This is a genomic window from Winslowiella arboricola (genome assembly GCF_025527015.1).
GTDB lineage: Bacteria > Pseudomonadota > Gammaproteobacteria > Enterobacterales > Enterobacteriaceae > Erwinia > Erwinia arboricola.
In genome coordinates, this window is the sequence record NZ_JAODIM010000041.1 from 495510 (window position 1) to 518013 (window position 22504).

The window sequence follows — 22504 nt, forward strand, 5'->3', positions numbered from 1 at the left end:
CAGTATAAATCAGTGACAAACAGTGAATGAAATGAATTAAAATCATTGAAACCATGCCTTAAAGGAATGTTTATGGACGTCAGAGCGCTGCGCTATTTTGTTGAAGTAGTACGCCAGCAAAGCTTTACCCGCGCGGCAGAGAAGCTGTTTGTCACCCAACCGACGATCAGCAAAATGCTGCGCCAGCTGGAGCTGGAGCTGGGTTGCACCCTGTTAATCCGTGAAGGGCGTAAGCTGCATCTGACTGACAGCGGCCAGGCGGTGTATCAGCGCGGGCAGACGATTTTGCAGGAGTTTAAGCAGCTGGAGACCGAAATCAGTGATATTAATGAGCTGAAAACCGGTGAACTGCGACTGGGGATCCCGCCGATGGTCGGCATGCAGATTGCCGGTTCGATCTCCGCCTTTCGCCAGCGCTATCCCGGCATTGAGTTGAAAATCTCGGAGTCTGGCGGCCTGACGGTGCAGCAGGCGGTGCAGTCCGGTAGCCTCGATTTAGCCCTGACGGCATTACCACTGGCGGAAGGGGTATCACTGAATACCCTGCCGCTGATGAGCCATCCGCTATGTGTGCTGGTGCCGCGCAGCGAACAGTGGCTCAGCCGTAGCAGCGTTGCGCTGGCGGAACTGGCCGAACATCCGATCCTGATCTACAACGAAGAGTTCTCGCTGAATCGTCAGCTGATGCGCGCTTTCCAGCGCAGCGGCTTTAGCCCGCAGATTGCGGTGCGCAGCGGTCAGTGGGATTTCCTCGCGGCGATGGTGCAGGCGGGGATGGGCATTGCGATTCTGCCGGAGCCTATCTGTCAGCGCCTGGATAAACAGTTATTGCTGTGGCTGCCGCTGGAGTCGGATCTGGAGTGGAAACTGGGATTGATCTGGCGTGAAGGCAGCTATTTATCGCGCAGTGCGCAGGCGTGGATCAGCTGCTGTCGAGAGTTCTGGCCGGGCGAAGCGCCGACGTTATCGGTTTAAGATGGGCGGCGAGAACGCCGTCATTACGGCAGGTGCAAATCGCCGCCCGTATCGCGTTTACTCTTCTTTCTCTACCAGCAAGGCTTCCAGCAGATCCAGGTCGTGCAGCAACTTCATCATGGTTTCATTACTGATCTGCTGCGTAGCACGCAAATGGTAGACCTCACCACGCTCGGCACGCAGCGCGGTCAGACGGAAGCGGCGCTCAAGATTTTCCGCAAACAGCGCGCGCTCCATATCCTCTTTGCCATCGATACGCCGACGCATATTGCCGACCACACGCGCACTCACCTCTTTCAGCAACTCGGTATCGATATTCTCTTCGGTATCGACCGCCAGCCGCTCTTCCATCTTATGCAGGCTCTCAATCGCCACACCGGCCATCGCGGCGCGGGCGTTCTGCATCTCATGGCGATGCACCGACTTATCGATGCCTTCCACGCCACGCAGCAGAATCGGCAGTAAAATCACCCCGACAAACAGCGAGAACAGAATCACCCCGGTCGCGAGGAAAATCAGTTCATAGCGTGCCGGAAACTCTTCGCCATTGGTCAGCAGCAGCGGAATCGACAGCACACCGGCGAGCGTGATAGCGCCGCGCACTCCGGCAAAGGAGGCGATCAGCAATTCACGGGTAGAGTAGTTGCCAAACTCCATCGGGCGCTTCTTCAGGAAGCGGCGACTAAGGCGCTGCATAATCAACAGCCAGCCAAAGCGCACAATCATCAGTGCGGCGTAAATCAGCACAATGTCGGTAAACAGCATCCACAGCTGCACATTCGGATCGGCATTCGCCTGCGCCACCGAAGTCTCCAGAATGCCCGGCAATTGCAGACCCAGCATCAGGAACACCATGCCGTTAAACACAAACTCCAGCATCTGCCAGACGCTGTTGGCGCGCAGACGCATCGCCAGCGGCGCCTGCCGCATAATGCCGGAACGGGTAATGGTCATCCCGGCCGCTACCGCCGCCAGAATGCCGGAAACGCCAAGGTGTTCAGCAATCAGATAAGAGGCAAATGGCAGCAGCAGCAACAGCACGGTTTGCGTGGCCGGATCGTCACCGGTCAGGCGACTGAACAGGCGCAGTGATTTACCAAACAGCCAGCAGACGGCAACACCGGCCAGCAGGCCGCCAATCGCCACTTTAACGAACTCAACGCTGGCACCGCCCACGGTAAACACCATGGTGCCCATCGCCACGGCGACGGCAAATTTCAGCGACACCAGGCCGGAGGCATCATTCATCAACGCCTCGCCCTGCAGTATCGACATAATTTTCTTCGGTATCCGCCCTTCGCCGACAATGCCGGAGAGCGCGACCGCATCGGTGGGTGACAGTACCGCCGCCAGCGCAAACGCCGGAATTAGCGGAATGCCTGGCACCATCCAGTAAATCAGGTAACCAATACCGACTACGGTAATCAGCACCAGCACTAATGCCAGCCCGAGAATTTCGCGTCCATGATGGATAAATTCACTGGTGGGTGTTTTCCAGCCATCGGCAAACAGCAGCGGTGGAATAAACAGTACCAGGAACAGTTCAGGATCGAAGTCGACGTGCAGACCAAATGTAGGCCAGGCAAGCATTGCGCCAGCGGCAATTTGCACCAGCGGCAGCGGGATCTGGAACGGGATAATACGTGCAGCAACACCGGAGAGCGATACCACCAGCGTCATAATCAGAATTGTAAAAAAGATTTCCATGCTTTCTTTGTAGCCCCTTCTTCCAACAGGCGGTGTAAAAACGGCATGGGGAACGACATGCCTCAAGGCATTGTAAAACAAAAGTGCGGGTGGTTTAAAAACATGACGTGCGATTGGGAAAATTAGAGACGAATCTGGCATAAAAGCGCAGATATACCGCAGGATGGTCCGGAGGGGAATCCTTTCCCCTTCGCCTGAGGGACTTAAATCGCCCAGCCACCGGCATAGAAGGCGACCAGCGCCACCGCAATCACCACGGTGCCGACATTCAGCTTGCGCCATTCACCGGCAAAAATGCGGCCAATCACCAGCGAACCAAAGCCCAGCATAATACCGGTAACGATATTGCAGGTCAGCACGATAAACACCGCCGCCAGTAAACCGGACATCGCATCGACAAAGTCGCTGAAATCGATTTTTGACACGTTACTCAGCATCAGCAGGCCAACATACATCAGCGCTGGCGCCGTGGCATAAGCCGGAACCAGATAAGCCAGCGGTGACATAAACAGAATCACCATAAACAGCAGGCCGACCACAATCGCCGTCAGGCCGGTTTTGCCGCCCGCCGCCGTACCCGCCGCCGATTCAATATAGACCGCCGCTGGCGAGGAGCCGACCAGGCCGGCAAAAATGCTGCTGACTGAGTCAGTGGTCAATGCTTTGCCGCCGTTGATAATCTGATTGTCTTTATCCAGCAGGTTAGCCTGACCCGCCACCGCACGGATGGTGCCGGTAGCATCAAATACCGCGGTCATGACCAGCGCCAGCACGCTGGGGAGTACCGCCGGTTTTAACGCGCCAAGAATATCGAGGCTAAACACCAGCGAATTGCCATTGGCATCGCTAAGGCTGGGCATCGCAAACAGCCCCTGGTATTTTACCGCCGGATCAAAAATCAGGCCGATAATCGAAATCGCGATAATGGTCAGCAAAATGCCGCCCGGCACGCGCAGTTTTTCCAGACCAAAAATCACCGCCAGGCCAATCAGCGACAATAATACCGGGAAAGAAGCGAAGTTACCCAGCGCCACTGGCAAACCCGGAGCCGGGTTTTTTACCACCAGGCCAACACCATCAGCGGCGATTAACAGCAGGAACAGGCCAATACCAACGCCGGTACCGTGCGCCACACCCATCGGCAGATTGCGCAGGATCCAGGCGCGAATGCCGGTTGCCGAGATAACGGTAAACAGCACCCCCATCAGGAACACCGCGCCGAGTGCTACCGGCACACTGATCTGCTGGCCCAGCACCAGGCTAAAGGCGGTAAACGCTGTCAGTGAAATGGCACAACCGATCGCCAGCGGCAGGTTAGCCCACAGCCCCATAATAATGGAACCAAAACCGGCAACCAGACAGGTTGAGACAAACACCGCAGTTGGCGGGAAGCCTGCTTTGCCCAGCATACCCGGCACCACAATCACCGAGTAGACCATTGCCAGGAAGGTGGTGAGGCCAGCAATAACCTCCTGACGCACGGTACTGCCGCGCGCAGAGATTTTGAACCAGGCATCCATAGAGCCGCCTGCCTGGCGTGAAGGAGTCGACATAGAGAATATCCCCTGAGATTTCTTATGATGAAGTGAAGCGCTGTATGTATCCTGGCCCTGTCTGGCACTTAATGGCGCAGGCAAACGTTTACTTACAGGGCCAGCTAAAAAGGCAAACGATTATCCTGCCTTTAATAGCGGTTTTTCAACTGCTGTTTACCGCTGACTGGCCCTTTTTAGCCCTGGTTTGACACGATCATGGTTATCGCGTGCACAGATCTGACTTTACGCATCAGAAACAGCGCCTCGTAATACACTTTTCTTATAGGGGGGTCGCTGCGCAGAGGAGGATGAAACCTTTGTTGCGCAACGCAAGAAAACCATTCAGCTTAGCGTCAGCTCACCGCCCTGAGCGATGGCGCGATGCCATGCCGCGCGGGCCTGAATTTTCTCCAGCCAGCCTCGGGTATGGGGCTGCAACTCACCGGCGCCACGGGTGGCCAGTGCCTGGATGGGGAAACTCATCTGGATATCGGCAATACTGAAATGTTGTCCGGCAAACCACGGATGGGCGGCCAGATGTTGTTCTATAAACTGTTGATGCGTCGCGATTTGTTTATCAAGATAGCCCTTCTGCACCCCTTTGCCAAAGGCCGCGCCAACCGGGCGTAACAACCAGGGCACCGGCGGCTTACCCATGCGGCTGAAGATCAGTTTCATTACCAGCAGCGGCATTAATGAGCCTTCGGCATAATGCAGCCAGTAGCGAGACTGCAGCTCCTCATCGACATCAGAAAGTTTCAGGCGATATTCATGGTCATATTTACCGGCAAGATACTCAATAATCGCCCCGGACTCGGCAATCACGCGATTTTCATCGGTAATCACCGGTGATTTACCCAACGGATGCACTTTTTTTAACGCTTCCGGCGCCAGCATGCTCTCTTCACGCTGATAGCGTTTGATCTGATAGGGGACTTCCAGCTCTTCAAGCAGCCAGAGGACGCGCTGTGAGCGGGAGTTGTTCAGATGGTGAACCGTAATCATAAGGTAACCTTTTGTTCAGGGACGGTTTCTTAGTATAGACCCTGCCGCTACGATTCAATTTCCGGATCCAGCAGAATCGCACCAGTTCCCTGCAGTGACAGCCGATCGTCGGGGTTGCGCAGCGGACAATCCCTCATCGACAGACAGCCGCAACCGATGCAGCCATCCAGCTGGTCACGCAGGCGCGTCAGGGTTTCAATACGCTTGTCCAGTTCCGAGCGCCACTGACGGGTCATCTCTGCCCAGGCTTTTACCGAAATGCGTTTATCCGCCGGTGCATTGATCAGGCTGTCGCTGACCGTCGCCAGCGGAATACCGATACGCTGGGCAATTTTGATAATCGCCACGCGACGCAGCACATCACGATTGTAGCGCCGCTGATTACCGGCATTACGCGTACTGGAGATTAAGCCCTTCGATTCATAAAAGTGCAGCGCGGATACCGCCACACCGCAACGTTTCGCCACATCTCCGGGCGTCAGAACCGTTTTCTGACTATTGCGATCTTTTTTCATTTAGCGCTTTACCTCAAGTTAACTTGAGGAATTATACTCCTCCCCCAACAGAACGGCGAAATCAAAATTTTAAAAATGAAGGATGAGGTCATGATGCATAACGACATTATTCATACACTGACTGACTGGATTGAGCAGAATTTAGATAAAACTCTGTCGATTGATGAAGTGGCGGCAAAATCGGGTTACTCGAAGTGGCACCTGCAACGTATGTTCCGTTCAGTGACGAAACAGACGTTGGGCGGATACATTCGTGAGCGTCGCCTGACGCTGGCAGCGGAAGCGCTATCTCAGACCCAGCGCCCGGTATTTGATATTGCGATGCAATATGGCTATGACTCGCAGCAGACTTTTTCGCGGGTATTTCGTCGCCAGTTTGCGCAAACGCCTACCGCTTATCGCCATCGCATGCGTCGGCAAAATATGCAGCAGCGTCCGGCGAACTGGAGCTTTGACTGTAGTGAACACTACGCCAGCTACAGCCAGCGTACTAACGGTGAATACTGCCCGGTCAATTAAACCACTCTCCCCTTCCCAGCGAAGGGGATCAGTGGCTTGTCCCCCGCGCCGGCTTATCCGCACCGGCTTCCCAGCATGATGGCGAGAAATACCAGCCGCCGCCCAGTTGCTTAATGTGATACATCGCCGCATCAGCCTGCGCCAGCAGCGCCTGCGGGCTGCTATGACGTGGCGCGAGGGCAATACCGATACTGAGTGACTGCTGCACACTCTCGCCCTGCGGCAAGGTGATCGGCTGGAGCATCGCCGCCATAATATGACGCGCCACCTGCGCCGCCTGATCCGGCGACTCCACATTGGTCAGCATAATAGCGAACTCATCGCCACCAAAGCGCGATACCAGATCGTCTTTACGCAGATGCGCACGTAAACGCCCGGCCGTAGTCCCGAGTACCGCGTCGCCAGCGGCGTGTCCCCAGGTATCGTTGACCTGCTTAAAGCGATCGCCATCAATAAACAGCACGGCCAGGCTGTTGCGCGCGTCGCCCAGACTAAACTGGCGCGCTAAAGCACGTTCAAACTGCGCGCGGTTAGGCAAGCCGGTGAGTGAATCATGCGCCGCCTGATGCGCAAGGTCAGCGTTCTCACGCGCCATATGACGCTGCCACTCGGCCAGCTCATCTAACAAACCATTAAAATCCAGACTCAACTTATTCAATTCGGCGATCTCCGATGAAGGAACCCGTTGGGAGAAAGCACGACGTTTGCGTACGTCATGTGCCACGGAAGCAATACTATGCAGGCCCTGAATAATTCCCGCGTGCATCCGCTGGGAGAGATAAGCCGCTATCAGCGCGGTAATCAATAAACTGCCGCCCAGCCAGGCAAATGCCCGATAGATATAAGCCGTCACTACGCTGGCGTCGCCGGTAATCGACACGCGGCCAACTTCGCGCTGGTTATAAATCATTGGCAGGCTCACCGGCTGTGGAAACAACCAGCGGGCAATCATCCCATCGATACTGTTTTGCACCTGATGTTTCGGTGACTGCCAGCTGGCCAGCGGCTGATTACTGGCATTAAAAATAGTGGCCTGTGAAAACTGCCCGCGTCCACCCAGCACCTTCAGCACATCACTGGCTTTGTTGCGATCATTAAACAACACTGCCGGCTGGGCGCTATAACTGATGGTCGAAGCCACCAGTTGTAGATTATTTTCGGCATAGTAGCGCAACGCGAACAACGAGAGCGTTGAGAGCGAAATCCCCGAGATCAGTAGCGAAACAAGGATAATCACCATATGAATTCGTTGTAGCGACTGACGCAGCGTGGGAAGTATGCGTCGGTGCGGCTCAACCACATAGCTGACTTGCGGATTACGTTTAACCATCATCATGTCCTGGCTGGCGCGCAATAACCTGCGCGCTTAACTGCTGCAGCGATGACCCTCTGACAATATCATCTGTACGGCCGTTGCCTGTTTCCCCACAATCAGGGCAGAGTAATATTGACTGAAAAGGTCTTCAGGTGTTGAGAGGCCACTGACTAAGGAGGCGCGGCTCAACCTTGCGGCCTTCAACTACGTTTGTGGCCTGCAGCGGGACAAATCAGGTAGGTCATGGTTGTCGTTCTCCTGGTGGTGTAAAAGGTATTGCCAATAAAGAACATAAGTAAACATAAATACTCCACGGTATTTGATACTGTTCTAATGCTCGGCCAGGCCGATTTATTGTTAATTCACTATTATTTTTTAATAATAGAAAACTCATCCTGATAATAAAATCAGAATAAGGGTCAATTACATATGGCAGGCAGAAAACTCTACAGCCAATCGGAAAATAGTACAACTTTTTAGTAGGTAAGATTCATCTTAAATAGGTTGATTTGCCAGCAATGACACAATGAGAAAGTTTCCTGGATTATCTAAGGCGCTAAAATATTAATCTAATTAAATTAAATCAACACAATGATTTATAAGGACTTTTACAAAATATTTGGCTTAAGTTTTCTTTTTTATTTAAAAAGAAATCAGCATAACTTATCAGTGTTTACTTCAGTAAACTTACTGTTATCTGACAGTAGCCAGGCATAAAAAATGGCTATTTCATATAAAATCGGCGCTGAATTAGCGGCCGAATTAACCACTTCTTCATCTGCAATTAATAATACTTTAGCAGAGAAGCTAAATAGCGAATCCCCGTCACTGAAGACTTCCCCGCACGAAAATTAAGATTTTCCCGGCGAACGGTGGCAGCCGCAGCATGCGACAGCGGAACTACCATACCAAGTGTAAATTTTGTTCAATTTTTAAAACTCAATGATATAATGTGATCCACATCACACAATTGACCCATGGGTCAGTGGGTTGAGAAGCTTCCCTGGCAATTCCTCAACACCGGATGGTGATGCCAATTTTTCGTCAGGGCATATCTGATATCGCGTGAAGAGGTTTGTTTGATGGGTACCATTGCCGCAAGTGTTGTACTGATGCGTTGGGAACTGCTGAGTGCAGTGATGATGTTTTTTGCCAGCACCTTTAAGATTAAATGCCGTCAGAGCAGCCGTAATGCCATGGCATTTGTGTTTAGCGGCGTGGGTATTGGTATGTCCTGCTGGTTTGTTACCGGCCTGCTGGGTATCACGCTAAGCGCGGAGAACCTGAGCTATGCATGGCAGGTGACCAAAGATGTCTTTATCGATGTAATGAGCCATCAGCCTGACAATATTCTGCTGCCATAACTCTGCAGCAAAAATGCGGGCCACATACAGCCCGCATTTCCCATCCGGCACTTACTTCGCCGTTATACTTTTTTCAACATTGCCGGAATCGTGACATCCTGCACCACCGCATCCGGACGCAGGGGCTGAAGGCTGTCCTGAATCCACATCGCGCCCATCATCTTATCCAGTCCGCGATCAAGACCGGTGACCAGACCTGCACCCGGCGTAAACGTCAGCTCGCCAAAGTAAACATGCCCTTCGTTGATATACCAGTCGACACGCACATAGTCGAAATCCGACGCCAGCTTTTTACTCAGCTCCAGCGCATGCACCAGCGAGTGCATATCCGCAGAAATATCCAGTCCGGTGTCGCGAATCTTGTGAAAAGCATCGCTCAGATTGTTGACGTAAAAGTTCATCGACAGTGCCGGCATACTGCGGTTATAGATCACCTGCAACACATATTCGAAAGATCCATCTTTCTTGTTAAACATATGAAACTTGTAATCAACCGGCGCCGCCTTGCCGTCACCAATGTACTTTTCGACCAGGATACGCGGCCGGATATAACGATAGTGAATCTCACGCGCTTCGCTGGAGAAATCTTTGCGCAACCATTCGATACAACGATTAACAATCAGTTGTTTCTGCAGACAATCTGGCTCTTCAAGCAAAATATCCACCATGTTTGAACCATGGTTCGGTTTAATCACGGTGCCTTTCAAAGATGTTAAGCTGAGCAGTGTAGTCGGATCGTCAGTTTCATAAACCAACGGTACCAAATATTCATCACCAATGGTGCTGGCGACATAATCGCGCACCAAAAATTTATCAGACAATCTTCCGTAACGGATATAATCACCATTTATAAACTTGCGATACAGCACCTTTTCATTAAACAACTTAGGCTCGCGTATATTCGGCAATTTTTTAAATTTATGAAAATAATGGATCCGGTCCTGGTATGCCCACGGCATTTTCTTGATGAAGTACTTGACGCTTCTTCGTAATTCATCTTTAAACTTCAACATTTTTCACCTCATCTGTAGGTTTTGTAGTTGAGTGAGGAAACTTGTATTTTTTTGATGACGCCATTTTTAAAGAAGTAATTCATTACGGTCAGGGATAATAACTCAGTGATAAAAACACTCCACGCCGCACCCATTAAGCCAAAAGACTGAATTAACAGATATGAAGTGGGAAGGCTGATAACCATCAGGCTGATAATTTTCTTCAGCAGATAGTTAAATCCCCCCTCTTTCACCATGTAACGGTAGGCCACCGTCCCCATAGCCGAAAAGCAGGTTGCTATCGACAATAACGTAACGAGACTTCCTGATTGTGTGTAGTCTTGCCCATAAAGTGTGATGATGAGCTTTTCGCCATAAACTGCAACGAGCAGAAGCATCAGCAATGATACCGCCATAACATAACCATGCAGCCTTGCGGCCAGCTTAAACGCGACATCAGAGCGTTCTCTGAAAATCTCCGTAAAGCATGATGTAATAATGGCTACAGGAATAAATATCCATGAAGCCGAAATTGTGTTTGCCGCCGCAAACAGACCGAGATCCTGTGAAGAACCGACGCCGACTAAAAAGAACTGCGCCATTTTTACCTGAATCGATATAAATATGCTGGAAATGGCCAACGGCAGACCGGCATAAAGCAAATAACGTAAATATTTTTTTCTTTTATGCCTGGGTGGCGCAATATCTGAATGACTCTGATAAAAAAAGTTACGTTTAATCAGATAAGGCACCAGCGTTACCGAAACAATCGACAACGTCAGGAATAGCGGATTCATTTTGAACCAGGCGATAAAAAAACTTAGCGCGAAGCTTAATGTCATCCCCGTTGCATTCGCCATCGTATTCAGCCGCGAAGCCAGCCGCGCATTGTTATAGACACTAAATGTGTCCTGGGTAACAAACAGCGCCGCCAGAAAAGAGGCGATCGCAAAGGCCACAAAATTCTCCTGCATGGCATACCAGACGTAAGCCAGCACCGGCATCGACAGCAGCATAAAAATGGTGATGCGCATTTTTTTCGCCACTGCCATCAGCTTCACACCTTTCTGCGCGCTTTTACTGATGCGTTTAAACAGTATGGTCTCCGTGCCAAAGATAGCGACAGTCTGCACCACCGAAAACAGCGAGGCAGAGAACGCTATCTGGCCGAAAACCGCCGGTCCAAACGATTTGGCGACGTAAGACGTCACAAATATCACGCCAAAAACAGAGACAATTTTTTCTGACATCATCCAGGCGGCATTTGACATTACGCTGAATTTCATCGACTCATCCTTTGTGTTTCCAAAAAAAACCACTTAATACAACACATCCTTGTCCACAATTGACAATTTCACAAAAGGCATGCTGGCGAAAAAGGGTCGCGGGTTATTATTAAAAACAACCGTTGTATAAACTTCGCCGAAACACTGGAAATAAAATTTACCTAAGAATTACCCTGGGTTGACTCTGCTTAATTTTGGGCCAGTAACGGCTCCGTTATGTAAACGATTTCACAAAATGGTTGTATTTATTTTTCAATGCATAATCGTTTATTCGACCAAAAATGCTGCTGCTTAAACCACTCAAGCTTTGAATGCGCTTTCCCGATTGGCATGGAACGAATCTATATCAAAAAACCCTTTCTCGAAAGTCATCCAAACTCAATTAATAAAAAATAAGACAATTCCCATGATGCTATTTCTAAAAGATAATTTAACTTAACCCTTGCAATTCAAATCTCGTACTTAAAAACACTGCAGATATATTCTGGATGAACAGTGCCAGAGTTAATTGCGGTTAATCTCAATCATTAATACTTTAGAAAGGAAAATGCATTTATGAGAAAGTCACGATATAGCGAAGAGCAAATCACCAACGCTATTAAAGCTTCAGAATGTGGCGTTAAGGTTAAGGAGATCTGCGATGAGCTGGGGATTTCCGAGGCAACATTCTATAGCTGGAAAAAGAAATACGCGGGTTTGTCCTCTGAAGATGGAAGGAAAATCAAGGACTTGGAAGAGAAATTACAAGCTGTGGAACGGGAAGTGCAGATGCTTAGCGCCGATAAAGAGATGCTGCAGAGCGTTCTCAAGCACTTCTTTACCACTAATGACAAGCGCCAGGCTGTTAATTTCCTTCAGGATACCTATGAAATCGGTACACGGCGCAGCTGTCGACTGCTGGATATCAGCCGCAGCGTCTACCATTATCCTTTACATTGCGACAGCCAGTAATATCTGTATTTTTTTATTATCAGTCAGAATAATGCCAAAAATTAAATATGGATGCTTTTGATTAAAACGGTCAATTTTTAACAAGCAGTCCTTCTCTTTTCTGATGCTTTAAGTATTGGGATCAGGGTGGCTTTGGCTGTTTTCTTAACCGATTATTTTAAACCCCCCTAATATCAGGCTATTCAGGCGCGTTTATCGGTTTCACACTCCGATGGACGCGCCACTCATTACTTTATCACTGTTTACTGTTCAGCCAGTATTTCCATAAACAAGGTTAGCAATGGTAAACATTCCCGCCATTCTTCTGCCGCTGTGCAAAAAAGGTCAGCTGGTCCTGAAACCCCTTTCCGCCGATCCGAGCCTGTCGCTGCGCTTATTGTCGTCTGCGCCAATCCGACCAGGAGGATTGCCATTGATAATGGTTTAATAATGCTAACGACTTGATTATTTTTCACCCAGAAATACTTAACCTGTCAGACAGCTCAGACTGCAACTGCTTAACTATCACCTGAGTAAACCCCGCTTGCTGCCAGCCATCTGCCGCTTTTATTCCATCATCAGCTGGATCGCGTCAGAGCAAATCCTGACAAAAATTTGGCTTTAAGCGGCGCAAAGCATTCAGTAGATTGCTTTTAGCTTCGCCAGATCCATCAAAATTTTATTAGCGACAATTCTTATAGCCATTTTTGCACCGCTTGTGGCAGGGGCGTAGTCAAATTGCCGGAAAAAACAACGATCCACTCCCGCAAAATTACGTGATCAAGATCACATAAATGACGCTTTATCCCACTGGAAAGCGCAAAAATAATTTAACAGAGCCGCGTCCGGCCGATTTGACCGTCAGGAAAGCAGTGGTATCCAGCCGCTAAACGCGCCGCTGGATGTGCCAAAGTGAACATTTATAGAGATAAAAGGAATATCAACACCGCGTTCAAGGCAGGAAAAAGCTTATCAAACAGCCTTAAGCTGATTTCCGGGCGCGCTAAAGGGTGCGCATATTCTTAAATAATTGCGCCCCTTGCGTAATAAAAGGTACCAGTCTCAGTCAGAATTATGCTCAGTTTGCCGACGAGACTTCGACAATTTTTACGGTGGGTTTGATGCGCATCGCATAAATTACGCCAGCAATCAGGCAGATAATGCCCAGCAACGTCAATAGCGGCGGCCATTGCTGGCGCAGCATAAAGGTATATGCCAGCCCGGCCAGTATCTCAAATACGATTAATGGCCCTACCAGTACCGTCGGCAGACGCTGGCTGGCCTCATTCCAGCACAGCGCGCCCAGCCAGGAGCACAACAGGCCGATCACCAGCATCAGGGGAATAAACACTTCTGGCCGCGGACCGAATGGCAGGGCAAAGGCGGGCTGCGTCAACGCCAGCTGGATACTCACCAGCACGCCGGCGATTAACGCCACCGGCAGGGTTGCCAGCCCTTGCGCCGTCGCCCAGGTGCCCGGTTTTTTATCAGGATGTTCCCTGAGCCAGCGCGCATTGCGCAGCGGATACCAGGTCCAGCAGGCCACCGCCACCAGCGCCAGCGCAATGCCACTCAGATAGCGCCAGAGGGAAAATTCTGCGCTGTTCGCCGCTAACTCAGCGACGTTGACCAGCACTAATCCCAGCGCAATCAACAGCAAAGCGGGCGTCAGCTTGCGCCACGAGAGCTTACCGTCATGCTGGCTGTATAAAAGATTAGCGGTTACCGAAATCACCACCGGCAACGTGCCAATAATCATGGTTGAGACCGGTGCACCCGTACGCTGGATGGCACTGGCAAGGCAGGTGTAATAAAGAAGATTACCGATTACGGTAAGTTTTAGCGCTTCCATCCAGTCGCTGGCCACCAGCTGACGCAGACGATGGCGTTCATGCCAGGCGAGCGGCAAAGCGATCAGGCCAAAGGCCACATAGCGCCCAACGGACTGCAACGCCCCCGGATACTCCGGCACAAACAGCGGTCCGACAAAAATTAATCCCCACATTAAGCCTGCAGAGAGGGCAAACATTACGCCAGCGAGCATCTTCAGCACCTGAAAAAAGAGAAGTCGCCGCTACTGTGCCGCATTCTGCCGGCGAAATATTGTATAAGATTGCGCTATCGCCGTCAGCCGGTGACCTGCTTCTGATAGCGGATCGGCGTTATGCCGTAGCGCTGGGCGAAAGTGCGCGTCAGATGCGCCTGATCGCTAAGCCCTACCGTCGCCGCCACCTCTGCCGCGGCAATACCGCGCATCAGCAGTTGCTTGGCTTCATATAAACGAAAGGCCATCAGCATCTGATGCGGTGTGACATGATGCTGCCGCTTAAACTGGCGCAAGAAATGGTAAGGACTGAGCGACACCAGCGTCGACAGTTCAGCCAGAGTGATATTGCGCGTGAAATTTTCCCGCAGATAATCGCGTACGATATCAAAGCGCTGCGCTGGCTCGACAAGCCGCTTTTTCGCTACCCGTGCATGGGGCCGCAGCAGTTGCATAATGCTGAACATTTGCCCCTCGACTGCCAGTGAATCATCAGCCTGCCACAGTGCGGCCAGCGTGCGGGAAAGTTGCTGCGAGGTTGCCAGATCTTCGCGCACGGCATCGGTAAACCACCATCCCTGTTCACCGGACAGCGCTTCCAGTACCTGTGGTTCGATATAGATCATGCGATAACGCCAGCCATCCTCGGTCGCGGATTCGCCGGTATGCAGCTCATCCGGGTTCATCAACACCAGTGAGTGAGTGGGCGCCACATAATTGCTGCCACGATAACGAAAACGCTCGGCGCCGTAATCGATAGTACCCATACCGAAAGCTTCGTGCGTATGCGGCTCAAAGGCGTAGCTGGAGATATGCGCATGATACAGCTCCACACCCGGCATTTCAGGCAGATGCCGGAACCGGGCGCGATCTTTTTCACACGGAAACTGCTGCGGAACCCCTTGCATGCCAAACCTCACGACTATTATAGATAACAAAACAACGGGAGCCGATAACGGCTCCCCTACGTTTGTTGTAGGGGCGGCGTTATCGCCGCCCATGCCAGCCGCCGCAGCCTGCCGCTTAGATCAGACCTTCGGCTTTCATCGCTTTAATCACCGCCGGGCGCTGGGCAATATTGGCCCGGTACGCCTGCAGTGCTGGCCATTTGTCCAGACTAAAGCCGACATGGCCGCTCCAGCCCAGCACGGTAAACAGGTAAGCATCGGCAATGGTAAAACCTTCGCCATTTAGCCAGTTTTTATCACCCAGCGCTTCACTTAACCAGTTGATACGCTTCGTCAGGGTGGCGGTCACCGCCGCTTTCCAGTCATCAGAGATTGCCGGATTAAACAGAGCGCCCATATTTTTATGCAGTTCGGTGGAGATAAATGTCATCCACTCCAGCAGCTGATAACGCGCTTCACCTGATGCCGGGATCAGTTGCGCCTGTGGCTTCAGGTCGGCCAGATATTGCGAAATCACCGCACCTTCGGTTAGCAGCGTGCCGCTATCCAGTTGTAACGCCGGGATATACCCCTTGCTGTTAATCGCCATAAAGTCTTCACCGGACTCAGTACGGTGAGTTTTTAAGTCCACGCGCTCCAGAGTAAACGACAAACCAGCTTCTTCTAATACAATATGTGGCGCCAGCGAACAGGCTCCCGGGCAGTAGTAGAGTTTCATTAACCGTCATTCCTTTCCGTTTAGTGATTCACAAGATAACGTTATGCGGGATCCAGTGTAGCGGTTGCATCAATAGTAACAAGTAGCGGAATTCTGCTAAGTTGTTAAGGAATGTACAAATTACGCCGTCTCGCCCCTACAAGGATTGCAACATCACGATGAATAATCCATTACCCTGCTTACAGCAAAAATACCCGCAGGCATCAGCCTGGTCGTTTGGTGATTCGCCAGAAATGGCAGATGAACTGGCAGCGCTGGTGATCGCGGGGATCAAAACCGCCAGTTGTGGATCGCTCCAGGCTTATCAACAGGAAAACGATCTGCCGGCCGTCGGTGATTTCAGCATTATTTTAGACGGCAGGGATCAGCCGGTTGCGGTGATTAAAACTACTGCACTGCATATTATTCGCTTTTGCGACGTCACCAGCGAGCTGGCGAGTAAAGAGGGGGAAGGCGATCGCAGCCTGGCTTACTGGCGGCATGAGCATCAGGCATTCTTTAGCCGTGAAGGCAGCTACACGGAGCAGATGGAGTTACTGTTTAGCGAGTTTCAGCTAGTGGAAACGCTATAAGCAGCACTGGCGAACACCGGCTCAGCGGCGTCGCCACAAAAACCGCTACACCAGATAGCGTTTAAACCAGTCGATGGTGCGCTGCCAGGCTAAATCCGCGGCGGCTTTATCGTAACGTGGCGTCGAATCGTTATGAAAACCATGATGTACGCCCGGATAGATATACGCTTCCCAGGTTTTATTATTCGCCTTCAGCGCCGCTTCATAAGCTGGCCAGCCCTCATTAATCCGCGTATCCAGCTCCGCATAGTGAATTAACAGCGGCGCTTTGATACGTGGCACATCTTCGGCTTTCGGCTGGCGGCCATAAAACGGCACCGCAGCGGCCAGCTCCGGGTAAGCCACCGCAGCAGCATTTGCCACGCCACCGCCATAGCAGAAACCAGTGATACCGACTTTGCCGTTCACCTGTTTATGCTGCAGTAAAAACTCAATCGCCGCGAAAAAGTCATTCATCAGTTTGCTGGGGTCGATAGCCTGTTGCAGTTCACGGCCTTTATCGTCGTTGCCAGGATAACCGCCTGCCACACTAAGCCCATCAGGCGCCAGCGCGATAAACCCCGCTTTGGCGACCCGCCGCGCGACATCCTCTATATAAGGATTCAGCCCGCGGTTTTCATGCACCACCACCACTGCGGGCACCGGCCCGGTCGCCGACGCCGGGCGAACCCAGTAACCCCGCACCTTCTGATGTCCATTGGGCGATGGGTACTCAATATACTCCGCGACAATATCAGGATCGGTGAATTCGACCTGTTCAGCTAACGCATAATTGGGCATCAGGGTGCCGAGCAGCGTGGCGGTGGTGCCGCCAACGGCGAATTTTGCAGCGAGGGAGAGAAATTCACGCTTGGTGATTTTGCCATGCACGTAGTGGTCGTATAGCTCAAGCAGTTCCGGGGAGAAATCTTTTGCGGTCAGACGGGCCATAGCAGTGCTCCTTTCACATCAGTTAAGTGGGAAAAGCGGTTTTTACACTATGGCCGACGGCGGGCAAAGTTGCTAACTGAAAAATCCTGATCAGGCCAGCATGTTTAAAAATCCCCCTGACAGACAGATGATGCACCGCGGCACTGGCTGAATCCATTGAGCTAATGATGGTTACATAAAAATCATCTAAATAGTGTGACCAGTATCGCCACCCATTGATCAAATACTTGTATGGTAGTGCGTATTGGGTAGTTTACGTTTATCGCTGGTGAAATATCACTACCCTACAATACAGGTCATTGCCTAATGCATACGTCAGTCGAAGCCACAGATGTTAACGCGAATACCCCTGTTATCCGACGTGTAGCCACCGCGTCAGCCATTGGCACAGCGGCAGAATATTACGACTTTTTTGCCTATGGTACTGCTGCCGTACTGTTCTTTGGACACCTGTTCTTTCCCAGTGACGATCCACTGGTCAGTACGCTTGCCGCTTTTGCCACCTACGCTGTCGGCTTTCTTGCCAGACCCCTGGGCGGCATGGTCTTCGGGCATATTGGCGATAAAGTTGGCCGCAAAAAAGCGCTGGTAATCACCATCCTGATTGTCGGCTTAGGCACCTTCTGTATTGGCCTGTTACCGACCTATGAGAAAATTGGTATCTGGGCGCCGATTATTTTGATCCTTATCCGGGTGTTGCAGGGATTTGGCGTGGGAGGAGAGCAGGCGGGAGCGGTACTGATGACGGCGGAATATTCGCAACCCGCCCGTCGTGGGTTCTTTGCCAGCTGGGTGCAAGTGGGTGCGCCGGTCGGTTTTTTACTGCCGCTGGCCCTGTTTGCCCTGTTAAATGCCCTTCTGACGCCGGAAGCGATGATGGATTATGGCTGGCGTATTCCCTTTCTGCTCAGTTTGTTGCTGGTGATTGTCGGCTTATTTATCCGCCTGCGCATTGATGAATCACCGGTGTTTGCCCAAATCCGTGAAACCAAAGCAGAAGAGTCACGCCCGTTAGTCGAAGTGATTCGTGACTTCCCGGGGATTGTGGTGAAAGGGGTCTGTGCCAAACTGATTGAAGCCTGCACCTTCGCTTTGTTTACCGTGATTGTGCTGGCCTATGGCAAAGCAAATCAACTTGACGCCAATATTTTAATGGAAGCGATGATAGTGGCAATCATATTGGAAATTATTGCCATCCCGCTGATTGGCGCCCTGTCAGATAAAATCGGTCGTAAACCGGTCTATATCACGGGTGCGTTGCTACAGATCATTATGATTGTGCCCTTCTTTCTGGCGATTAATCAGGACAATTTCTGGTTAACCCAGCTGGTGATGATTATGGTTCTGACGTTTGGACACAGCATGTGTTACGCGCCGCAGGCCTCTTTCTTTCCTGAACTATTCCCAACGCATATTCGTTGTAGCGGCATCGCCCTGATCTGGCAGGTCGGTTCACTGATTGGCAGCGGGGTGCTGGGATTAGTGGCGGTTAAAATATTGCAAATAACGGGCGGGCACTATTATGGCCTGGCGACTTACGTGGTGGTGCTGGGTATTATCTCGCTAATCGGTTTGATGCTGATGCCAGAAACTGCCCCGGCGCGACTGAAACGCGAGTATCAGCAGTGGCAGAAGCACTGATTTTGCGGCTAACCGTCAGGCCCGGACAACCACCGGACCTGACGCACTTTCAGCCGTTAAAACGCAAAGCAGGAACAGCCCAGCGCACCCCAGAACGCGTTGTCATCTGACACCGGCACGGAAGAACGACGCGCCACATCGTGCTGATGCTGATGCACGCCACAGGCACCGCCGCAGTGATGCACTTGCGGCATCATGCCAACGCGGCCATCGGCCAGCGGCGGCGCGCTGCGATAGTGGCCCGGCACGCTGACCACCGGTGACCAGTCAGGCAGCACCGGAATAGAAGGCGGCGCCAGCGGGCCAAAACGCCCTGCGGCATAGACAATCTCGCCATCCACCACGGTTAACACTGACTCGATGCTTTTAATCGCCTCTTCCGCCACGCTGAAGTAGTCCTGCGACAAAATCACCAAGTCCGCCAGCTGTCCGACCTTGATCTGCCCTTTTTTGCCCTGCTCGCTGGAGAACCATGAGCTGCCCTGAGTCCACAGCATCAGCGCAGTTTCGCGATCGAGCCGTGCGTTATCATCATACATCGCCATTCCGCCGACGGTACGACCCGACACCAGCCAGTAAAGCGCGGTCCACGGGTTATAACTGGCTACCCGCGTGGCATCGGTGCCCAGCCCGACCGGCACCCCGGCATCCAGCATCCGCGCCACTGGCGGGGTGTGTTTTACTGCTTCTTTACCATAACGTTCGGCAAAGTACTCTCCCTGGAAAGCCATACGGTGCTGCACTGCAATGCCGCCACCCAGCGCCTTGACACGCTCAATATTGGCTTCGGTAATGGTTTCGGCATGATCGAAGAACCAGTGCAGTCCGTTAAACGGAATATCACGATTCACCTTTTCAAACACATCCAGCATCCGGCTAATCGATTCGTTATAGGTGGCATGCAGACGGAACGGCCAGCGATGTTCCACCAGATGGCGCACCACGCGCTCCAGCTCATCCTCCATTCCCGGCGCCAGCTCGGGACGCGGCTCAAGGAAATCCTCAAAGTCCGCCGCCGAGAACACCAGCATTTCCCCGGCGCCGTTATGACGATAGAAATCGGTGCCCTGCCCCGGCTTCAGCATATCGGTCCACTTCTCAAAATCTTCCAGTTCGTGACCGGGACGCTGGGTAAACAGGTTGTAGGCAATGCGGATGCTAAGCTGCTTTTTACTGTGCAGTTCGGCAATGACTTCATAATCATCGGGATAGTTCTGGAAACCGCCGCCTGCATCAATCGCGCTGGTTACCCCAAGGCGGTTCAGTTCGCGCATAAACTGGCGTGTGGAATTGACCTGCTGCTCCAGCGGCAGTTTCGGCCCTTTCGCCAGCGTGGCGTACAGAATCATCGCGTTCGGGCGGGCAATCAGCATACCGGTAGGATTGCCTTTGCTGTCGCGCTGGATCTCACCGCCTGGTGGATTTGGCGTGTCGCGGGTGTAACCCACCACTTTCAGCGCCGCGCGGTTCAGTAAGGCGCGGTCATAAAGGTGCAGAATAAATACCGGCGTATCCGGTGCAGCGGCATTTATTTCATCCAGCGTTGGCATCCGGCGCTCAGCAAACTGAAATTCGTTCCAGCCGCCTACCACGCGCACCCATTGTGGCGACGGCGTGCGCAGCGCCTGCTCCTTCAGCATCCGCAGCGCATCGGCCAGCGACGGGACACCTTCCCAGCGCAGCTCAAGGTTGTAATTCAGCCCGCCGCGAATCAGATGAAGATGCGAGTCATTCAGCCCCGGGATGCCAGTGCTGCCCTGCAGATCGACGACTTTGGTTGCCGCACCGGCAAACTGCATCACCTCTGCTTCGCTTCCCACTGCCAGAAATTTGCCGTCTTTGATCGCCACCGCGGTTGCCTGCGGATTTTCACGATCCACCGTATGAAACTTACCGTTGGTCAGAACTAATGAAGCTGTTGTCATTACTTTTCTCCAGGTAAGACTAACCGCGCGGGGTCAGCCAGTTTTTAAATAAGCGGGTAATTGCCGGCATCCACAGATAAACCACCAGCGCCACCACACAGGCATCATTCAGTAAATGTCCCCACAGGGTGCCTTTACTGATCGGTAATACCTGACTCCAGAACCACGGAACCAGATTGGTCGAGGGGAATATCACCGCCAGCGTCAGCAGAAACTGCTTCCAGCGCGCGGGCGGCGGCGATGTGGCCGTCGCGGGCGTAAACCAGAACGCCGCACCGGGACGCATTTCAATATGCTCCTGTCCCTGCAACAACGGCGGCAATTCAGCCACCAGCGCCTGACGCTCGCTGGAATGAATCCAGTGATAAAGATTATCCATACTGACGAATCGCACCAGCACGGTATAGGTCAGTTCACCATGCAGCGGGCGCAGGACATTTACCCCAAGGTGACCGGGAAACAGCGCCGCCTGTGGCATAATTCTGTCCAGCCAGCGCTCGTAGTCAGGCTGCCTGCCCGGCTGCAGGCGATGGGTGATCACTAAGGTGATATGATCCGGTTGATGCGGATAATCCATAAGATTCTCCTGAAGCCAATTAAGATGGCTTTACAATACGAACCAGGCATGATTATTGATAACGGAAAGATTTTGGCTTGTTGTTAAACAATTTTGGGGTTGGGTAAATAATGCGATTAAACCTTGAAGCTCTGCTGATCCTGGATGCGCTGGATCGCCATGGTACTTTTGCCGCCGCCGCGGCCAGAATGTTTAAAACCGCTTCCGCACTGAGTTATACCATTCAAAAAATGGAAAGCGATCTGGGGATTACCCTGCTGGATCGCTCCGGCCATCGCGCCACTTTTACCTCCACCGGCCGCCTGATGCTGGAAAAAGGTCGTGTGTTGCTGCGCGCGGTCAGTGAACTGGAACAGCAGGCGAAATATGTTGAGAGCGGCTGGGAGAGCAAACTGACCATCAGCCTTGATGCTTCAGTGCCCTTCGCCCTGCTGTCGCCGCTGATCGATGAGTTCTGTCAGCAGCATCAACATACTCAACTGCTGTTTCGCCATGACGTGCTGGCAGGCTGCTGGGAAGCGTTAAGCTACGGCGAAGCCGATATTGTGTTTGGCGCGGTACAGGAACCGGTCAGACACAACGGCATCCAGTGTACGCCGATTGGCTGGCTGGAATATGTATTTGCGATTGCGCCACAGCATCCGCTGGCGGCCCTGGCGCAACCGCTGCTGCGCGAGCAGATTCGTCAATATCGGGCGGTGGTAGTGAATGACTCTTCGCGCCATGGCGAAGGGAGCGATCTGCGGGTGCTGGATGAGCAGCCGATTCTCAGCGTTCACAGCTTTAGCGATAAAGTGCAGGCGCAGCTCGACGGACTGGGTTGCGGCTATCTGCCACGTTATCTGGCGGCGCCTTATCTGGCCGATGGCCGGCTGGTGGAGCGCCAGCTGGATAGTGAACCGCGGCGCGATCAGGCTTTTCTGGCGTGGAAAGAGAGCGCTACTGGCAATGCCGCGCAGTGGTGGCGCGAACGGTTGCAAAACTTCACCGGCATCCATGCCGTTTACGCCGCAGAATAGACTATGCCGCACCGGCGATTCGCCGGT

The 22504-nt window shown here is 52.2% G+C and carries 20 protein-coding genes; 7 read left to right on the forward strand and 13 right to left on the reverse strand.

Annotation, left to right across the window (positions count from 1 at the left end; genetic code table 11):
* The first annotated feature begins 72 nt into the window (after positions 1-72).
* On the forward strand, positions 73-975 hold the full coding sequence (locus tag N5923_RS14035) for a LysR family transcriptional regulator (RefSeq protein WP_267140941.1): 903 nt from the start codon (positions 73-75) through the stop codon (positions 973-975).
* Positions 976-1032: 57 nt separating this feature from the next.
* Here the strand turns inward: N5923_RS14035 and N5923_RS14040 are convergent, their stop codons facing one another.
* From N5923_RS14040 to soxR, 4 genes are all read right to left on the reverse strand, one after another.
* Entirely contained in the window at positions 1033-2682 is a 1650-nt protein-coding gene (locus N5923_RS14040; RefSeq protein WP_267141971.1) for a Na+/H+ antiporter, read from the reverse strand.
* 203 nt (positions 2683-2885) lie between these two features.
* A complete protein-coding gene (locus N5923_RS14045; protein ID WP_267141972.1) occupies positions 2886-4235 on the reverse strand; it encodes an NCS2 family permease in 1350 nt (449 codons plus the stop codon).
* A 324-nt stretch (positions 4236-4559) separates the two neighbouring features.
* The gene (locus tag N5923_RS14050; RefSeq protein ID WP_267141973.1) at positions 4560-5222 is read right to left on the reverse strand and encodes a glutathione S-transferase family protein; all 663 of its coding nucleotides are present in this window, start codon (positions 5220-5222) and stop codon (positions 4560-4562) included.
* A gap of 47 nt (positions 5223-5269) precedes the next feature.
* Positions 5270-5737: a redox-sensitive transcriptional activator SoxR gene (gene soxR, locus N5923_RS14055; RefSeq protein ID WP_267141974.1), complete on the reverse strand. Its 468-nt coding sequence runs from the start codon at positions 5735-5737 to the stop codon at positions 5270-5272.
* 90 nt (positions 5738-5827) lie between these two features.
* Between soxR and soxS the strand changes: the two genes are divergently transcribed.
* A complete protein-coding gene (gene soxS / locus N5923_RS14060; protein ID WP_267141975.1) occupies positions 5828-6256 on the forward strand; it encodes a superoxide response transcriptional regulator SoxS in 429 nt (142 codons plus the stop codon).
* Positions 6257-6284: 28 nt separating this feature from the next.
* Here the strand turns inward: soxS and N5923_RS14065 are convergent, their stop codons facing one another.
* The gene (locus N5923_RS14065) at positions 6285-7586 is read right to left on the reverse strand and encodes a diguanylate cyclase domain-containing protein (protein WP_267141976.1); all 1302 of its coding nucleotides are present in this window, start codon (positions 7584-7586) and stop codon (positions 6285-6287) included.
* 1067 nt (positions 7587-8653) lie between these two features.
* On the opposite strand from N5923_RS14065, the gene N5923_RS14070 reads away from it, so the two are divergent.
* Entirely contained in the window at positions 8654-8935 is a 282-nt protein-coding gene (locus N5923_RS14070) for a YjcB family protein (protein ID WP_267141977.1), read from the forward strand.
* A 62-nt stretch (positions 8936-8997) separates the two neighbouring features.
* On the opposite strand, the gene N5923_RS14075 is transcribed toward N5923_RS14070, so the two are convergent.
* Together N5923_RS14075 and N5923_RS14080 are read right to left on the reverse strand one after the other, a co-directional pair.
* Positions 8998-9948: an ATP-grasp fold amidoligase family protein gene (locus N5923_RS14075; RefSeq protein WP_267141978.1), complete on the reverse strand. Its 951-nt coding sequence runs from the start codon at positions 9946-9948 to the stop codon at positions 8998-9000.
* An 8-nt stretch (positions 9949-9956) separates the two neighbouring features.
* Complete coding sequence (locus N5923_RS14080) at positions 9957-11213, reverse strand: MATE family efflux transporter (RefSeq protein WP_267141979.1); 1257 nt, start codon at positions 11211-11213, stop codon at positions 9957-9959.
* Positions 11214-11768: 555 nt separating this feature from the next.
* Here N5923_RS14080 and N5923_RS14085 point away from each other — a divergent pair.
* On the forward strand, positions 11769-12164 hold the full coding sequence (locus N5923_RS14085; RefSeq protein ID WP_267141980.1) for a transposase: 396 nt from the start codon (positions 11769-11771) through the stop codon (positions 12162-12164).
* Positions 12165-13221: 1057 nt separating this feature from the next.
* Here N5923_RS14085 and N5923_RS14090 read toward each other — a convergent pair.
* From N5923_RS14090 to gstA, 3 genes are all read right to left on the reverse strand, one after another.
* Positions 13222-14187: a DMT family transporter gene (locus N5923_RS14090; protein WP_267141981.1), complete on the reverse strand. Its 966-nt coding sequence runs from the start codon at positions 14185-14187 to the stop codon at positions 13222-13224.
* An 83-nt stretch (positions 14188-14270) separates the two neighbouring features.
* Positions 14271-15095: an AraC family transcriptional regulator gene (locus tag N5923_RS14095; RefSeq protein ID WP_267141982.1), complete on the reverse strand. Its 825-nt coding sequence runs from the start codon at positions 15093-15095 to the stop codon at positions 14271-14273.
* Positions 15096-15210: 115 nt separating this feature from the next.
* A complete protein-coding gene (gstA, locus tag N5923_RS14100; RefSeq protein WP_017801642.1) occupies positions 15211-15813 on the reverse strand; it encodes a glutathione transferase GstA in 603 nt (200 codons plus the stop codon).
* A 158-nt stretch (positions 15814-15971) separates the two neighbouring features.
* Between gstA and N5923_RS14105 the strand changes: the two genes are divergently transcribed.
* On the forward strand, positions 15972-16385 hold the full coding sequence (locus N5923_RS14105) for an ASCH domain-containing protein (protein WP_267141983.1): 414 nt from the start codon (positions 15972-15974) through the stop codon (positions 16383-16385).
* A gap of 45 nt (positions 16386-16430) precedes the next feature.
* Here N5923_RS14105 and yghX read toward each other — a convergent pair whose 3' ends face one another.
* Positions 16431-17315: a YghX family hydrolase gene (gene yghX, locus N5923_RS14110; protein ID WP_267141984.1), complete on the reverse strand. Its 885-nt coding sequence runs from the start codon at positions 17313-17315 to the stop codon at positions 16431-16433.
* A gap of 306 nt (positions 17316-17621) precedes the next feature.
* Here yghX and N5923_RS14115 point away from each other — a divergent pair, with 306 nt between their 5' ends.
* Positions 17622-18956 (forward strand): MFS transporter, encoded by a 1335-nt coding sequence (locus N5923_RS14115; RefSeq protein ID WP_267141985.1) that lies wholly within the window; start codon positions 17622-17624, stop codon positions 18954-18956.
* A gap of 56 nt (positions 18957-19012) precedes the next feature.
* On the opposite strand, the gene N5923_RS14120 is transcribed toward N5923_RS14115, so the two are convergent.
* Together N5923_RS14120 and N5923_RS14125 are read right to left on the reverse strand one after the other, a co-directional pair.
* On the reverse strand, positions 19013-20881 hold the full coding sequence (locus N5923_RS14120; RefSeq protein ID WP_267141986.1) for an amidohydrolase: 1869 nt from the start codon (positions 20879-20881) through the stop codon (positions 19013-19015).
* Positions 20882-20900: 19 nt separating this feature from the next.
* Positions 20901-21458 carry an antibiotic biosynthesis monooxygenase gene (locus N5923_RS14125; RefSeq protein ID WP_267141987.1) on the reverse strand — a complete coding sequence of 186 codons (558 nt, stop codon included), beginning with the start codon at positions 21456-21458 and terminating at the stop codon, positions 20901-20903.
* A 110-nt stretch (positions 21459-21568) separates the two neighbouring features.
* Here N5923_RS14125 and N5923_RS14130 point away from each other — a divergent pair, with 110 nt between their 5' ends.
* Complete coding sequence (locus N5923_RS14130) at positions 21569-22477, forward strand: LysR family transcriptional regulator (protein WP_267141988.1); 909 nt, start codon at positions 21569-21571, stop codon at positions 22475-22477.
* Positions 22478-22504 lie beyond the last annotated feature (27 nt).

What these genes read in the sequence shown, in the direction of transcription:
- N5923_RS14115 (WP_267141985.1), top strand. Translation starts at nt 17,622, where the DNA reads ATGCATACGTCAGTCGAAGCCACAGATGTTAACGCGAATACCCCTGTT.
- N5923_RS14095 (WP_267141982.1), bottom strand. Translation starts at nt 15,095, where the DNA reads ATGCAAGGGGTTCCGCAGCAGTTTCCGTGTGAAAAAGATCGCGCCCGG.
- N5923_RS14070 (WP_267141977.1), top strand. Translation starts at nt 8,654, where the DNA reads ATGGGTACCATTGCCGCAAGTGTTGTACTGATGCGTTGGGAACTGCTG.
- N5923_RS14040 (WP_267141971.1), bottom strand. Translation starts at nt 2,682, where the DNA reads ATGGAAATCTTTTTTACAATTCTGATTATGACGCTGGTGGTATCGCTC.
- N5923_RS14080 (WP_267141979.1), bottom strand. Translation starts at nt 11,213, where the DNA reads ATGAAATTCAGCGTAATGTCAAATGCCGCCTGGATGATGTCAGAAAAA.
- N5923_RS14105 (WP_267141983.1), top strand. Translation starts at nt 15,972, where the DNA reads ATGAATAATCCATTACCCTGCTTACAGCAAAAATACCCGCAGGCATCA.
- N5923_RS14090 (WP_267141981.1), bottom strand. Translation starts at nt 14,187, where the DNA reads ATGCTCGCTGGCGTAATGTTTGCCCTCTCTGCAGGCTTAATGTGGGGA.
- N5923_RS14050 (WP_267141973.1), bottom strand. Translation starts at nt 5,222, where the DNA reads ATGATTACGGTTCACCATCTGAACAACTCCCGCTCACAGCGCGTCCTC.
- N5923_RS14075 (WP_267141978.1), bottom strand. Translation starts at nt 9,948, where the DNA reads ATGTTGAAGTTTAAAGATGAATTACGAAGAAGCGTCAAGTACTTCATC.
- N5923_RS14045 (WP_267141972.1), bottom strand. Translation starts at nt 4,235, where the DNA reads ATGTCGACTCCTTCACGCCAGGCAGGCGGCTCTATGGATGCCTGGTTC.
- N5923_RS14125 (WP_267141987.1), bottom strand. Translation starts at nt 21,458, where the DNA reads ATGGATTATCCGCATCAACCGGATCATATCACCTTAGTGATCACCCAT.
- N5923_RS14085 (WP_267141980.1), top strand. Translation starts at nt 11,769, where the DNA reads ATGAGAAAGTCACGATATAGCGAAGAGCAAATCACCAACGCTATTAAA.
- yghX (WP_267141984.1), bottom strand. Translation starts at nt 17,315, where the DNA reads ATGGCCCGTCTGACCGCAAAAGATTTCTCCCCGGAACTGCTTGAGCTA.
- N5923_RS14035 (WP_267140941.1), top strand. Translation starts at nt 73, where the DNA reads ATGGACGTCAGAGCGCTGCGCTATTTTGTTGAAGTAGTACGCCAGCAA.
- soxR (WP_267141974.1), bottom strand. Translation starts at nt 5,737, where the DNA reads ATGAAAAAAGATCGCAATAGTCAGAAAACGGTTCTGACGCCCGGAGAT.
- gstA (WP_017801642.1), bottom strand. Translation starts at nt 15,813, where the DNA reads ATGAAACTCTACTACTGCCCGGGAGCCTGTTCGCTGGCGCCACATATT.
- soxS (WP_267141975.1), top strand. Translation starts at nt 5,828, where the DNA reads ATGATGCATAACGACATTATTCATACACTGACTGACTGGATTGAGCAG.
- N5923_RS14065 (WP_267141976.1), bottom strand. Translation starts at nt 7,586, where the DNA reads ATGGTTAAACGTAATCCGCAAGTCAGCTATGTGGTTGAGCCGCACCGA.
- N5923_RS14120 (WP_267141986.1), bottom strand. Translation starts at nt 20,881, where the DNA reads ATGACAACAGCTTCATTAGTTCTGACCAACGGTAAGTTTCATACGGTG.
- N5923_RS14130 (WP_267141988.1), top strand. Translation starts at nt 21,569, where the DNA reads ATGCGATTAAACCTTGAAGCTCTGCTGATCCTGGATGCGCTGGATCGC.